Here is a 13388-nt window from a genome sequence, read left to right as displayed (position 1 = left end):
TCACGTTGCCCATGGGAAGGGAAGTGCCGGATGACCGCTGAGAACGAGGACTACGACCTGATAGTCGTGGGCGGCGGGCCGGCCGGCTCGACCGCCGCGACGGCCGTGGCCCTGCGTGGGCACCGGGTGCTCCTGCTGGAGCGGGAGACCTTCCCCCGCTACCAGATCGGCGAGTCGCTGCTGCCCGCCACGGTGCACGGTCTGTGCCGGCTGCTCGGTGTCGCCGACGAGGTCGCCCGGGCCGGTTTCACCCTCAAACGCGGCGGGACACTGCGCTGGGGCCGCGACCCGGAGCCCTGGCAGTTCTCCTTCGCCATGACACCCCGGCTGCCGGAGCCCACGGCGACCGCCTTCCAGGTGGAGCGCTCCCGCTTCGACGAGATCCTGCTGCGCAACGCCGAGCGCGTGGGCGTCGAGGTCCGGGAGGGCAGCCCTGTGCGCCGGGTGCTCAGCGGGGACGACGACCGGGTACGCGGTGTCGAGTACACCGACCGGGACGGGACCAGGCGCACGGCGCACGCGCGGTTCGTCATGGACGCCTCCGGCAACACGAGCCGGATCCACGGCCGGGTCGGCGGGGCTCGCGTGTACTCCGACTTCTTCCGCAATCTGGCCGTGTTCGGTTACTACGCGGGCGGCCGTCGGCTCCCCGCGCCGAACAGCGGCAACATCTTCTGCGCCGCGTTCGACGCCGGCTGGCTCTGGTACATCCCGCTGCGCGACGACCTGACCAGTGTCGGCGCCGTGATCGCCCCGGAGCACTACGCGGCCGTCCAGGACGACCCCCGCGCCGCCTGGCAGAACATGATCAAGTCCTGCCCCGAGGTCGGCCGGCTGCTCACGGACGTACCGGTCGCGACCGAGCCGCCGTACGACCAGGTCCGGGTGCGCAAGGACTACTCCTACTGGAAGGCGTCCCTGTGGTCACCGGGCATGGCCCTGGTCGGCGACGCCGCGTGCTTCGTGGACCCGGTGCTCTCGTCGGGCGTCCATCTGGCCACGTACGGCGCCCTGTTGGCGGCCCGCGCGGTGAACTCGGCCCTGGACGGCAGCGTTCCGGAGGAGCGCGGGTTCGCCGAGTTCGAGGCGCGCTACCGCCGGGAGTACCGAGTGTTCTACGAATTCCTCATCGCGTTCTACGACATGGAGCGCAACGAGGACTCGTACTTCTGGTCGGCGAAGAAGATCACCCGGGTGGACGTCGACGAGGCCGCGGCCTTCGCCGAGCTGGCCGGGGGTGTGGTGTCGGGCGACACCGGCGTGCTCGCCGCCGGCGGACTCGGCGCCCGGTGGAACTCCGCGGCGGCCGAACTGGAGGGTGCGGTGGGCCGTTTGGCGTCGGCCGACGACCGTACGAACCCGCTCCTCGGCACCCGGGTCGTCACCGAGACCTTCCGTACCGGCAACGCCCTCCAGGAACAGGCCCTGTACGGCGGCCCACTGGACGCCAGGACCCCGCCCGCCATCGGCCGGCTCACGGCCACGGAGGACGGCTTGTCCTGGCTTCCGGCATGACACCGGCACCCGCCCCGAACCGGAGCCCCACCCCTTACACTTCAATTGAAGAGTTCTTCAATTTGTTAGTTGTCATGGTTCCTAAGTGATCCACTGTCCGGAGGTCCTGGTGATGAACGAAGTCACCGAAGCGCTGCTGGCACGGGTGCGCGCGGCGCGAGCCGGTCTGGCGGCCGCCGTGAGCGCCGCGGACGCGTATGCCGTCGCGGTGGCCGAGGACGAGCTGGACGACGCGATACGGCTGGCGCGGCGGCACGGGCTGGACGTCGAGGCGACCGGGGCGGACGAGGGGTGACCGGGATGCCGGTTCCGTTGTACGAGGCGAAAGCCGAGTTCTTCCGGATGCTCGGCCATCCGGTGCGCATCCGGGTGCTCGAACTGCTGCAGGACGGCCCCAAGCCGGTGCGCGAGCTGCTCGCGGCGATCGAGGTCGAGCCGTCGAGCCTGTCCCAGCAGCTCGCCGTGCTGCGCCGCTCGGGCATCGTGACCGCGACGCGCACCGGTTCGACGGTGGTGTACGAGCTGGCCGGCGGCGATGTGGCCGACCTGCTCGCCGCGGCACGGCGGATCCTGGCCACGCTGCTGACCGGCCGGCAGGACCTGCTGGAGGAGCTGCGCGAGACGACTTCAGGGGACGAAACAGGAAGCAGGGAGACGGCACGGTGACCGAGCAGGTGTCCGACGGGTCCGCGGGCGAGCAGCGGAAACGGAAGGCCAAGAAGAAGGACAGGGAGTGGCAGATCGAGCGCGGTGTCGCGATCCGCGCGGGCTTCTACATCTTCGGCACGCACATCGTCGCCGGCTGGGTGATCCTGCTCTTCTATCTGGGCCGGCACGCGCACTAGTGACCGTGCGAGGGTTCGCACACCTCGGACATGGGCCGGCTGGCCCTGCCGCAGGCCCGGCCGACCCGTGGTCTGGCCGAGTTCGCCCGGACGGGCAAGGCAGGGCTGGTGCGTGCCGGACAGGCACTGCCGGTCGCCTTCGGGAGGGCTGCCCGCGCTGCGGGACTGGCGCTGGTGACCGTCCCGCCCTCCAGGAACGGCGTCCCGGACGTGCTGGAGTCGTCCGATTGCAGGGCGGCCGGGGAACTGCTGCTGCTCTCCGAGCAGGTACGGCTGCTGGAGTACGACCCCTCCGACCGGGGCTCCTGCCTGGGGGCTGACGAGAGCCTGTTGCGCTCCTGCGCCCGGCTGCTGGCGGTGTGGGACGGCTCCCCCACCCACGGCCGGGACGCGACGGCCCATCTCGTGGCCTTCGCCCGCAGCAGCGGCATTGCCGTCGAGGTCCCGTGGCCCGACGGAGCCGGCCGCATGACGCCGGGCGAGGAGCGGGCCTGTCACCAGGGCCACATCCGCGTGCCGGGGCGAGGCCACAAGGCGTGCCCCGTAGCTTCTCACCGTTGTACACCGGGTTGAAGGCCGCCGCGCGCTTTTCCTGCAATTTGCCTGGAAATGCGGAATATTGCCGCAAGCTACGCCGGCGGCTTCGCCTCCGACTGGGCCGCCTTCAGGTCGGCGAGCAGCTCCGCCTGCCCCGTCAGCACGCCCGACAGGATCGAGCGCGCCACCCGCAGCAGTTCCGCCAGCTCCGGGCTGGCCAGCGAGTAGTACACGTTCGACCCCTCTTTCCGGGTGCGCACCAGGTTCGCCCGGCGCAGCACGGCCAACTGCTGCGAGAGGTGCGCCGCCTCGATGCCCACCTCGGGCAGCATCTCCGCGACCGCGTGCTCGCGCTCGCTCAGCAGCTCCAGGACCCTGATGCGGGCCGGGTGGCCGAGGGTTTTGAAGAACTCGGCCTTCAGCTGGTACAGCGGCGTACTCACCGGGCCACCCCCTCCCCCGTACAGCAGCACGGCACTACCGGCCGGGCCTCGGCGCATCGCATCCACCCACTCGTCAAGAACATGTGGACCATCCTCGCCTGCGGCACCGGGCAAGCCGAAACCGCACGGGCGATGCGGACCACGGAGTCAATCAGTAACGACCTCAGTAATTGCCAATATTAGCAATTCGTGAGGTCTTGTGAGGGGTTTGCGCCAGGATCGCGGTCGCCGTCCGGCCAGCCGGTGGTGCGCCACGACTGGCGTGCCTCGGCTAATTCCCCGTGCCGGGCGCCGTGTGCGGCGAGCGCGGCGGGCAGGTCGGCGTGGACCGGGATCAGCGGGCAGTCGCCGGTGGGGACGAGGGAGCCGTCGGCGGGAATCGCGGCCAGTTCCAGGCTGCGGCCCGCCTGCGCGAGTCGGCGGGCGGCGTCGGTGATCGCCAGTTGTCCCTCGGCCGACCAGCCGCGCAGTTCGGTCAGGTCGACGACGACCGGTCCGGTGCCGCGGGCCAGCGCCCAGCCGACCGCACCGGCGAAGCGGCGTACGGCGTCCGGGCCCAGGTGCCCGGCGACCGACAGGACGCCGAGGTCGTCCTCGACGGTGTAGCGCCAGTCGATGGTCATGATGATGCTCCTCCTTGCGCGCGTGGCCGGCCGGAGTCTGCTGTCCGGTTCAGAGGGAGAGGGTGGTTCAGAGGGGCAGGGTGATCCAGATGGTCTTGCCACCGCCGTCGGCGTCGGGGCGGACCACCGCGGTGCCTCCCAGGGCGAGCGTGAGTTCCATGACGGTGGCCAGGCCGCCGCTCGTTCCGGTGCCGGTGACCGTTCCGTACAGCCGTGGCTGGTAGGGGTGGCGGTCGTGGACGGCGAAGGCCAGGCAGCCCGGTCCCGCCGCGTAGATCACGGTCACCGTCGGGGAGAGGACGGCGGCGTGCCGGACGCTGTTGGTGACGAGTTCGCCGAGGATCAGCAGCGCCGGGTCCACCGTGGAGTGACGCAGCCCGATGCCCCACTCGACCAGGGCCTTCTCGGCCGTCTCGCGGGCCGCGCGGACGGCGGACGGCTCGCTGGGCAGCGTGAGCACATGGCGGTGGGGCAGGGTTTCGAGCTGGGTGGACATCACGCCTCCGCGGGGGCGAGGCGGAAACCGGCGACGGTCTTGGGGTGCAGGCGCAGCAGGGTGTCGTGCGGGCCGTGCGTCCAGCCCGCGAGGGTGCGGTGATAGTGGGCGGCCTCGTCGGGGTCGGTGATCACCTCGGCGGGGCCGGAGACGGTGACCGTCCAGCCGGTGCCTGCGACGGTACGGATGTCGTCGACGTGGTACGTCGCGGTAGCGGGCACCGCCGGGGCCGGCGCACGGACGACCAGGCGGCCGTACTCCCACACGTGCCGGGCGGGCCGGATCACGGTCAGGTCCCGCTGCGCGTACACCAGCCGGCCCAGCGTGCTGCCGTCCAGCAGCCACAGGGCCTCCGCACCGGAGACCTCGACCAGACGGGGAGGGGCGGGGAAAGGGCTCATCGCAGGGCTTCCTCGCCGGAGGTTCGGGGCTGCTGGTCGGGGAGGGCGGGCAGCACTCCGGCCGCCTCCAGGTGGTCGCGGGCGGCCCGGATCGCGTCGGGCGTGGTGGCGTACTCCCGGCCGTCGTGGCACAGCAGGTCGAGCGCGCCGACGGAGGCGAGGACCTGACGCTGGCCGGGCCGTATGCCGGAGGCCAGGACGAGGATGCCGCGGCGGTGCAGCTTCTTCACCGCGTCCTTGAGGACCAGGGCTCCGGTGGCGTCCATGGTCGACACCCGGGACATGCGCAGGACGACCACCCGGACGTCGGCGACCTCGGTGAGCTCCAGCAGGAAGCGGTGGGCGGCGGCGAAGAACAGCGGGCCGTCGATGCGATAGGCGACGATGTGCTCGGCCAGCAGCGCGTGTTCCTCCGCGCTGTGATCGCCCCGGTCGAGCGGGACCTGGTCGAAGCGGGCCTGCTTGGCCACGGCGCGCAGGGCGAGGGCGCCGGCGACGGCGAGGCCGATGATCACGGCGTACACGAGGTCCAGGGCCAGGGTGGCCACGGCGGTGAGGGCAAGTATCAGGGCGTCGGAACGGGTGGCCTTCGCCATGGCCCGCAGCGAGCCGACCTCGACCATGCGGATCGCGGTGGCCAGCAGGACGCCGGCGAGAGCGGCCAGCGGGATCTTCGAGACGACGGGGGCCGCCGCGAAGACGATCACGGCGAGGACGGCGGCGTGGATGAGGGCGGCGAGCCGGGAGCCCGCGCCGGTGCGGACATTGACCGCGGTACGGGCGATCGCGCCGGTGGCCGGGACACCTCCGAACAGGGGGGCCGCGATGTTCGCGAGGCCCTGGCCGAACAGCTCCCGGTCGGGGTCGTGGCGCTGCCCGACCGTCATGCCGTCGGCGACCGAGGCGGACAGCAGGGACTCCAGGGCGGCGAGCGCCGCGACCGCCACGGCGGGGGCGAGCAGGGTGCCGAGCGAGCCGAGGTCGAGGAAGGAGAGGGACGGCACGGGCAGTCCGGCCGGCAGGTCGCCGATCGGCTCAGCCGCGTCCAGGCGGGCCAGCTGTGCCACGACCGTCGCCGCGATCACGGCGACGATCGAGAACGGCACGGTCGGCCGCCACCGGGCTCCCAGCAACATGACCGCGGCCACCGCGACCGCGAGTCCGGCCGCCGTCCAGTTCGGGTTCTTCGCGAACTCGTCGACGGCACGCCAGGTCACCACCAGCACGCGGTCACCCTCGGGCTTGGGCACACCGAGCGCGTTCGGGAGCTGCTGCAGGCCGATCACGCAGGCGATGCCGAGGGTGAAGCCCTCGACGACCGGGGCGGGCACGTACTGCATGTACTTCCCGGCCCGCAGCAGCGCCAGGCCGACGAGCATGACGCCCGCCATCAGCCCGACGGTGAGCACCCCGGTCGGCCCGTACCGGCCCACGATCGGTACCAGGACGACGGTCATCGCGCCGGTCGGACCGGACACCTGCAGGTTGGACCCGCCGAACACCGCGGCGAGGGCGCCCGCGACCACGGCGGTCGCCAGTCCCGCCGCGGCGCCGAGCCCGGAGGAGACACCGAAGCCGAGCGCGAGCGGCAGCGCGACGATCGCCACGGTGAGGCCCGCGAGCAGGTCCCGGCGCGGGTCACGCCGGGCCTCGGCGAGGTCGGCCGGGCCCGGCAGCAGCGAGACGATACGGGCCCACGCGCGGCCGAACGCGGTGGCCATCACGCGACGGCCTCGGCTTCCCGCAACTCGGCCAGCAGTTCGTTCCGACCGGAGAGCATCTCGGTCAGGATCCGGCGCGCCGCCTTCATCAGGTCCGCGACGTCGCCGCCGGCCAGTGCGTAGACAACGGTCGAACCCTCACGGGCGGACGTGACGATCCCCGAGCGGCGCAGTACCGCCAGCTGCTGCGACAGACCGGAGGGCTCCACCTCGATGGCGGCCAGCAGGTCCCGCACCGGCATCGGCCCGTCCTGCAGCAGCTCCAGCACCCGTATCCGTACGGGATGCCCCAGCATCCGGAAGAACTCGGCCTTGGCCTGGTACAGCGGAACGGACACGACCCCTCGGCTTCCCCGACAAGTCCCCCTGCGGGGGCGGACGCAAAAGGCGGTGCCCACGATCACCTGCAGACACAGCAAACACAGCATCTAACCAATTGCTAAATTTTGCAATTCTGCATCCGACTGCACCCCGGGCGACCCCGCCACCGAGGGGGTCCTGTTCGAAGAATCAGGCCGATCAGGCCTTCTTGACCACGCCCGACTTGAGCTGCATCGCTCCGAAACCGTCGACCTTGCAGTCGATGTCGTGCCCGTCGACCCCGTCGACCAGCCGGATGTTGCGCACCTTGGTCCCGGCCTTGATCCCCGAAGGGCTGCCCTTGACCTTGAGCGCCTTGACGACCACCACGGTGTCGCCGTCCTGCAGCACATTGCCGACGGCGTCCCTGACGACACGCTCTCCGGCGGCCTCGCCGCCGCCCTCGGCAGCGGCCTCGGCGGGAACCCATTCGTGGCCGCACTCGGGGCACACGACCAGGGCGTTCATCTCGTAGGTGTACTCGCAGGAGCACTTCGGACAGGGAGGAAGATTCTCGATCACCGCGACAGCGTATCCAGCCCTGCCACTCGCACGTTCCCTCGTCCGGCGGCGGTCAGAACCGGATCTCGATCGCGCGGCCCTCAGCGTCGCGTTGCGGTGGCTCGGGAATCCGCTGCGCGGCCCCCAGCGCGATCCGGTGTGCCGACCAGGCCGCGACGGCGGCGTCGAGCACGTCGTCCGCGGGAACGCGGTCCGCCTCACCGAGCGTGTCCGGGAGTACGATCCCGGCCCCGGCCGGCAGGGAGCGGCGCTTCCGCTCGCGGGCACGTGCCAGGCGTCGGACAGCGCCTCGGCCAGCACCGGATGGTGCTCCACTTACCAGGCCGGCATGTCGCTGTGGAACAGTGCCTTGCTGCCCCTGGACATCGTGAAGACCAGGTCGTCGGTGAGTGACTCCACCAGGTCCTGAAGCCGTGCGAACGAGCTGCCGGGCACCCGTTGCCGCCCGCGAGGGATCGAGGAACGGGATCGATGCCAGACAACGGCCGGGGGACGCGACAGGTGGGCCCGCGTCCGCTCCGCGTGGACCCGCCACCACTGACACCGGCTCCTGAGCAGGGGCCATGCGGCTTCCCCGGGCCGGAGTCGTCCCGCGGGGCCGTTCGGCCCTGTACCCACGGCCGCCGCTGTTCGACAGTGGTATTAGGGGGGATCGACTCGCGACTGCTGGAGGCCTGCCACCCGGCTCCGTCGCCTTCCGCCGGCCCACCCGCCGACGGCGTGCCACGTCATGCCGTCACCGCGCCTGGCGCAGCGGACGAGCCGGTGGAGCGGGTGCGACCGGCCGACCACGTGAGCGGACGGAGGCAAGGAGAGAACGATGTCGCACACAGAGCAGTGGAAGGTCCGTCTCAACCTTTTCGAGGACGACCACGGGACGACGAAGGCACAGGTGGTGCTGGACACCGGCACCACGGAGTTCACCGGCCGCGGGGCCGCGCACTGCAACCCGGCGGACACCGACGTGCCGGAGATCGGCGACGAACTGGCCGCCGGCAGGGCCATGGAGGATCTCGCCCACCAGTTGCTGAACATCGCCGCGAACGACGTCCAGGACATGGCCGGCCCCCGGCCGAGCACCTCTGAGAGCATCGGCTGGCCCATGTGAATGCACGCGGCCCGATCGCCGGGCCGTACGGCTGGAACCGCGTCCCGGCGGGCGTGCTGGCCGGGACGGCCCGGACGACGCGCTCGGCGACCCTGCTGAGCGAGGTGCCGTGGACCAGCCCGCGGAGCCCTACGCCCCCGTCCTGCACGGGTCCTGCTGCGCCAGGGTGGTGTCCGGGCGGACCGTGACCGTGACCGCGGGCGTGTTCATCGGTCGCGCGGCCGTCGTCCTCCCTCCGCCCCGACTCCGCGCCCAACACCGCCCTGGCCCACCCCGAGACGGTCTGTCGTGCCGCCGTCCAGGACGCCTCCGGCACACCGTCTGCCGCGCCTGACTGGTCCACCTGGACGATCATGAGACGCGCTGCGGGCCGAAGAGCGGAGGGACACGGGCCTCGATGAGATGGGGGCCTGGTTCGGCGAGGGCCTTGGCGAGCTGGGCCGTGAAGTCCCCGGCGGTGGTGGCACGGGAGGCGGGCACCCCCATGCCCCGGGCGATCGCGGCGAAGTCGAGGCCGGGCCGGGACAGGTCCAGCAGGTCCCGGCGGGCTTGCCGGGAGCTCGGGCCGTGCGGGGCCGGGACCAGGCGGTCGTACTCCATCTCCAGGACGGAGTACGACCGGTTGGCGTAGACGACGGTGGTGACATCCAGGCCTTCACGGGCCATCGTCCACAGCGCCTGGAGGGTGTACATGGCGCTGCCGTCGGCCTCCAGGGCGACCACCGGCCGGTCCGGGCAGGCGATCGCGGCGCCGACGGCCAGCGGCAGTCCCTGGCCGATGGCGCCGCCGGTGAGGGTCAGCCAGTCGTGGGGCGGTGCCCCGGCGGTGGCCGCGGGCAGCCACAGGCCGGAGGTGTTGGACTCGTCCACCACGATCGCCCCCTCCGGCAGCAACGCCCCGACGGCTGCGGCGACCGTCTCACCGGTCAGCTCGCCGGTGGGCCGCTCCGGCCTGGCCTGGGCCGCCGTGGTCGCGGTCGCCTGTGGCAGCAGCGCCGCCAGGTGGGCGAGGGCGTCCACGGCGTCGTCGCGCGGAGCGGCCAGAGAGTGGACGTGGCAGTCGCGGGGAGCCAGGAGGCCGGGTGCGTCCGGGTACGCGAAGAAGGAGACCGGAGGCCGGGCACCGAGCAGGACCAGGTGCCGTAGGCCGCGGAGCTGGGCGCGGGCGCTCTCGGGCAGGTAGCCGAGCCGCTCGACGGCAGGCAGGCCCGCACCGCGTTCCAGGCGGGCCGGAAAGGTCTCGCACAGCAGCCGGGCACCGGTGGCGGCGGCGACGCGGGCCACCGCGCGCAGTGCCGGGGCGTGGGTGGCCGGGCCGCCGAGGAGGATCGCGGCCGGCTCTCCGGACCGCAGGGCGGCAGCGGCGGCGGTGATGGTGTCGTCCGACACGGGCACGACTCGCCGAGGCGGCAGCGGCGGGGCCGGGACGGCCCCCCGGTGGCCGTCTTGACGTACTTGCCGCCGTTGCGCACGACCTCTCCGGACGCCAGGACGGCTTCGACGGCGAGCACATGGTGCCGGGTGACCCCGTACCGCAGTGCGTGCATCCCGCCGGCGTTGGTGGCGATCGTGCCGCCGATGCTGGCGGAGGGTTCGCCGAGCCGCACGGGATAGTGCAGGCCGGACTCGGCGGCCTCGTGGTCGAGTCGGTCCAAGGTGACGCCGGGCTGGACGACGGCCACCTGGTTGACGGCGTCGATCTCCAGGATGCGGTTCATCCGCTCGAACGAGACCGTGATCCCGCCCGGCCGGGGCACACAGCCTCCCGACATGCCGGTCCCCGAGCCGCGGGCGGTCACCGGGATCCCGGCCTCGCCGGCGATCCTGAGCACGTCCGCGACCTCGGCGGTGGCGGCCGGCCGGACCAGGTACGCGGGTCGCTGCCGTAACGCGGTCAGCGACTCGTCACCCGCGTACTCCGGGGGGATCTCCACCCCGGCCAGAACGTCCCGCGCCCCCACGGCGTCGCCCAGCAGCGCCTCGATGTCCGCCATCGCACTCCCTCCTCGGACCTGGTCCGGCTCCGATCCTGGCCGCGTACCCCACCCCCTGGGGAGGGGCCGTCCGGCCTTCGCCCGGGGCCATGCGGACCGGCCCGCGCCTCGCCGGGCGATGAGGTGGATCACCGCTGAACCACCCGGCTCTGCACCGTTCAGGCCGACTCGGGCGGGGGTTACCTCATCGATCTCGGTGGGGGCTGTGCCGTCCGCGCCAGAGGCGGAGACCTCGACGGCCGGGCGGTACGCCGGATCCACTCCCGCGAACCGGTAAGGCCCGTCGTTTCCCGGGCCCCGCAGGAGCTCACCGCGCGGGTACGCCGGGATCCCACGGTCCGGACCCGCTCGTGAACCGACGGGGCCATGGCCGCTGCGCGCACGCGGCCTACCGGCCGAACCTCCCGTCCCGGGGCGGAACGGGAGGTTCGGCAGGGGCCCAATGGCACTGGCACCCCGGCAGCACCCGGGTTTCCATGGAATCGGCGGCGGCAGCCCGCCCCGCCGTGAAGGAGGCGAGGACGATGACCGCTCCCGCACCGCGCAGGAAGCCTGATCCGGGTGTCCGTCCCGAGGTGACCGGCGGTTCCATGCAGGCCCGCGTCGGCGACGAGATCGTCGTACGGGGCACCAGGGACGGGGTCGTGGCCCGGGACGGCGAGGTCGTCGGGCTGCACCATCCGGACGGCAGCCCGCCGTACGACGTGCGGTGGGCCGAAGACGGGCGGGTGACCCTCTACTTCCCCGGCCCGGATGACTGCGTCAGGCATCTGACATCCGCGCCGGCAGCCGGAGGCAGCCATGACCACGGCATCTGACCGGCTCCCGATCGTGGTGGGGATCGCCCCCGATCCCGGCCTGCGCACGGCGCTGACCTGGGCGGCCGACGAGGCGGCCCGCCGCCGGCTGCCGTTGCGCGTGGTGCACGCCGAGGGCGTGCCCACCCGGGGCTACCGGGGACGGGAGGTGCCTCCCTCCTGGGAGGAGTGGAACGCGGCACTGCACAAGGAGGGGCGGCAACTGCTGGACGAGGCCACGGCCTTCGTCGTGGCCCGGCAGCCGGACGTCAGGACCGACACCCTCCTCGCCGAGGGCGATCCGGTGTGGGTGCTGCGCGAGCAGAGCCGGGAGGCCACGGCCGTCGTCCTGGGCTCGCGGCACCTGAGCCGGACCCAGGAGGTGTTCGGTTCCGCCTCGGTCGCCATCCCGGTCATGGCGCACGCACGGTGTCCCGTGGTCGTCGTACCGGAACCGGAGCACGTTCCCCGGGAACCCGGGTACTTCGTCGTCGGCGTCGACGGCAGCGAGCACGGTGCCGCCGCCGTCGACCTGGCCTTCGAGGAGGCGGCCCTGCACGGGGCCCGACTGCGCGCGCTGTACGTGTGGCAGCCGGGACCGCTGCGGATCTTCGACGAGCACGAACCACAGGAGGAGGCTCGCCGTCTGCTTTCCGAGATCGTGGCCGGCCGCCAGGCCCGCTACCCGGAGGTGGAGCTGCGTCACGAAGTGGTGGTCGGCCACCCTGTGCAGGTGCTGGCCGACGCCTCGGCCGACGCGCTGGGGCTGGTCGTCGGCACCCGGGGGCGCGGTGGCTTCACCGGCATGCTGCTGGGCTCGGTCAGTCAGGGCGTGCTGCACCATGCCCGCTGCCCCATCCTCGTCGTTCCGCCGGCAGCCGCCTGAGCAGCCGCCGCCGTAGGTCCACTCGGTCCCCCGCCAGGTCCATGCGGCCCATGCCGTACCTCGGTGGTGACCGTCCACGCTGGAAGCGGGGCCCGGCGAAGGGAGTCACCGTGACCGCTCAACAGGTGGACGCGAACACGCTCACCGCACTCGTGGCCGACGCCACGGCGGCGCCGTCGCTGCACAACGTACAGCCCTGGCGCTTCCGTTACCTGTCCGCCGAGGGCGTCCTGCGGCTGCACGCCGACGAGTCGCGCGCGCTGCCGCGTACCGACCCGGACGGCCGCGGCCTGCATGTGGGCTGCGGTGCCGCGCTGCTCAACCTGCGGGTGGCCGCCGCGGCGGCCGGGTGGACCGCGGTCGTACGGCTGCTGCCTGATCCGGCGGATCCGACGCTGCTCGCCGAAGTGGCCCTGGACACCACCGGACCGCCCGATCAGGCCCTCGCCGGCCTGTACCCGGCGATCCCCCGGCGCCACTCCAGCCGCCATCCCTTCAGCGAGCGGCCGATACCGGCCGACCTGCAGGACCGGATGCGCGAGGCCGCGGACGCCGAGGGCGCGCAACTGGTCTTCCCCGGTGCCTGGCATGTGCAGGAACTGCTGGAACTGGTGCAGGACGCCGAGGGCCGCGAGGCACTCGACCCCGCTCTGCGCGCCGAAACGGCCCACTGGACCCGGACCGGACCACCGGGCGCCTCCCCCGCGTCGGACGGCATCCCCGTCGAGGCGTTCGGCCCCAGCCGGTACGGCCCGGCGACTCCGGTGCGCGACTTCGCCGCCGGACACGCGGTGCCCGGACGCGACTCGGCGGTGTTCGAGAAGCATCCGCACATCGCCCTGCTGGGTACCGGCCACGACGGACCGGCGGACTGGCTGCGCGCGGGTCAGGCGCTGGAACGGGTCCTGCTCACGGCCACGGCCGGCGGGCTGGTCGCCTCGATGGTGTCCCAGACCCTGGACCGGCCCGAGCTGCGGTGGGTGACCCGCGATCCGAGTTCCGCGATGGCCCAGGTGCAGATGGTGATCCGGCTCGGCTACGGCCCTGTGGGCCACCCGAGCCCTCGGCGCCCGGTGCACGAGGTGCTCGACGTCGTCCCAGGCGCGGTGCGTCCGCACTGACCTGTGCCGTTCCCTCTCC

18 protein-coding genes and 1 pseudogene are annotated in these 13388 nt (G+C 72.6%); 9 read left to right on the top strand and 10 right to left on the bottom strand.

The genetic code is table 11. From position 1 onward, the window contains the following. Positions 1-30: 30 nt before the first annotated feature. From ACIRR9_RS30015 to ACIRR9_RS29995, 5 genes are all read left to right on the top strand, one after another. A complete protein-coding gene (locus ACIRR9_RS30015) occupies positions 31-1515 on the top strand; it encodes a tryptophan 7-halogenase (protein WP_403758038.1) in 1485 nt (494 codons plus the stop codon). A gap of 112 nt (positions 1516-1627) precedes the next feature. Continuing rightward, positions 1628-1810 (top strand): hypothetical protein, encoded by a 183-nt coding sequence (locus tag ACIRR9_RS30010; RefSeq protein WP_384575480.1) that lies wholly within the window; start codon positions 1628-1630, stop codon positions 1808-1810. A 5-nt stretch (positions 1811-1815) separates the two neighbouring features. After that, entirely contained in the window at positions 1816-2181 is a 366-nt protein-coding gene (locus ACIRR9_RS30005; RefSeq protein WP_403758035.1) for an ArsR/SmtB family transcription factor, read from the top strand. Next, on the top strand, positions 2178-2360 hold the full coding sequence (locus ACIRR9_RS30000; protein ID WP_316781420.1) for a DUF6126 family protein: 183 nt from the start codon (positions 2178-2180) through the stop codon (positions 2358-2360). Before ACIRR9_RS30005 ends, ACIRR9_RS30000 begins: the two co-directional genes overlap by 4 nt. Before the next feature lie 30 nt (positions 2361-2390). Next, positions 2391-2933 carry a hypothetical protein gene (locus tag ACIRR9_RS29995; protein WP_403758032.1) on the top strand — a complete coding sequence of 181 codons (543 nt, stop codon included), beginning with the start codon at positions 2391-2393 and terminating at the stop codon, positions 2931-2933. Between the two features lie 56 nt (positions 2934-2989). Here the strand turns inward: ACIRR9_RS29995 and ACIRR9_RS29990 are convergent, their stop codons facing one another. The 8 genes from ACIRR9_RS29990 to ACIRR9_RS29955 form a co-directional block, all read right to left on the bottom strand. Then, positions 2990-3340: an ArsR/SmtB family transcription factor gene (locus ACIRR9_RS29990; protein ID WP_385683616.1), complete on the bottom strand. Its 351-nt coding sequence runs from the start codon at positions 3338-3340 to the stop codon at positions 2990-2992. Between the two features lie 179 nt (positions 3341-3519). After that, positions 3520-3963, bottom strand: coding sequence for an STAS domain-containing protein (locus ACIRR9_RS29985; RefSeq protein ID WP_403758029.1), 444 nt, complete (start codon positions 3961-3963; stop codon positions 3520-3522). 67 nt (positions 3964-4030) lie between these two features. Continuing rightward, positions 4031-4459 carry an ATP-binding protein gene (locus tag ACIRR9_RS29980; RefSeq protein WP_403758026.1) on the bottom strand — a complete coding sequence of 143 codons (429 nt, stop codon included), beginning with the start codon at positions 4457-4459 and terminating at the stop codon, positions 4031-4033. Then, on the bottom strand, positions 4459-4860 hold the full coding sequence (locus ACIRR9_RS29975; protein ID WP_403758022.1) for a pyridoxamine 5'-phosphate oxidase family protein: 402 nt from the start codon (positions 4858-4860) through the stop codon (positions 4459-4461). Before ACIRR9_RS29975 ends, ACIRR9_RS29980 begins: the two co-directional genes overlap by 1 nt. Beyond that, a complete protein-coding gene (locus ACIRR9_RS29970; protein WP_403758019.1) occupies positions 4857-6581 on the bottom strand; it encodes a SulP family inorganic anion transporter in 1725 nt (574 codons plus the stop codon). Before ACIRR9_RS29970 ends, ACIRR9_RS29975 begins: the two co-directional genes overlap by 4 nt. After that, on the bottom strand, positions 6581-6919 hold the full coding sequence (locus ACIRR9_RS29965) for a metalloregulator ArsR/SmtB family transcription factor (protein WP_365336347.1): 339 nt from the start codon (positions 6917-6919) through the stop codon (positions 6581-6583). The genes ACIRR9_RS29970 and ACIRR9_RS29965 overlap by 1 nt, the downstream gene beginning before the upstream one ends. A gap of 181 nt (positions 6920-7100) precedes the next feature. Continuing rightward, the gene (locus ACIRR9_RS29960) at positions 7101-7463 is read right to left on the bottom strand and encodes a zinc ribbon domain-containing protein YjdM (RefSeq protein ID WP_403758016.1); all 363 of its coding nucleotides are present in this window, start codon (positions 7461-7463) and stop codon (positions 7101-7103) included. A gap of 52 nt (positions 7464-7515) precedes the next feature. After that, positions 7516-7686: a DUF429 domain-containing protein gene (locus tag ACIRR9_RS29955; protein ID WP_403758469.1), complete on the bottom strand. Its 171-nt coding sequence runs from the start codon at positions 7684-7686 to the stop codon at positions 7516-7518. Positions 7687-8283: 597 nt separating this feature from the next. Here ACIRR9_RS29955 and ACIRR9_RS29950 point away from each other — a divergent pair. Continuing rightward, positions 8284-8571 (top strand): DUF1876 domain-containing protein, encoded by a 288-nt coding sequence (locus ACIRR9_RS29950; protein ID WP_403758013.1) that lies wholly within the window; start codon positions 8284-8286, stop codon positions 8569-8571. A 351-nt stretch (positions 8572-8922) separates the two neighbouring features. Here ACIRR9_RS29950 and ACIRR9_RS29945 read toward each other — a convergent pair whose 3' ends face one another. Both ACIRR9_RS29945 and ACIRR9_RS29940 read right to left on the bottom strand, forming a co-directional pair. Further along, positions 8923-9960, bottom strand: a complete 1038-nt coding sequence (locus ACIRR9_RS29945) for an acetolactate synthase large subunit (RefSeq protein WP_403758010.1) — start codon at positions 9958-9960, stop codon at positions 8923-8925. A gap of 89 nt (positions 9961-10049) precedes the next feature. Beyond that, positions 10050-10565: pseudogene (locus ACIRR9_RS29940) on the bottom strand (FAD-binding oxidoreductase); the annotation flags it as partial. A 524-nt stretch (positions 10566-11089) separates the two neighbouring features. Between ACIRR9_RS29940 and ACIRR9_RS29935 the strand changes: the two are divergent. The 3 genes from ACIRR9_RS29935 to ACIRR9_RS29925 all read left to right on the top strand — a co-directional run bounded on the left by ACIRR9_RS29935 (position 11090) and on the right by ACIRR9_RS29925 (position 13369). After that, positions 11090-11383 (top strand): DUF1918 domain-containing protein, encoded by a 294-nt coding sequence (locus ACIRR9_RS29935; RefSeq protein WP_403758007.1) that lies wholly within the window; start codon positions 11090-11092, stop codon positions 11381-11383. Further along, complete coding sequence (locus ACIRR9_RS29930) at positions 11367-12248, top strand: universal stress protein (RefSeq protein WP_403758004.1); 882 nt, start codon at positions 11367-11369, stop codon at positions 12246-12248. The genes ACIRR9_RS29935 and ACIRR9_RS29930 overlap by 17 nt, the downstream gene beginning before the upstream one ends. 110 nt (positions 12249-12358) lie before the next feature. Further along, complete coding sequence (locus ACIRR9_RS29925) at positions 12359-13369, top strand: Acg family FMN-binding oxidoreductase (protein ID WP_403757999.1); 1011 nt, start codon at positions 12359-12361, stop codon at positions 13367-13369. Positions 13370-13388 lie beyond the last annotated feature (19 nt).

Origin of the sequence: Streptomyces sp. NPDC101234 (genome assembly GCF_044767525.1) — a bacterium.
In the GTDB taxonomy this organism is placed as follows: Bacteria; Actinomycetota; Actinomycetes; order Streptomycetales; family Streptomycetaceae; genus Streptomyces; species Streptomyces sasae.
This window is presented reverse-complemented; position numbering and strand designations above follow the sequence as displayed.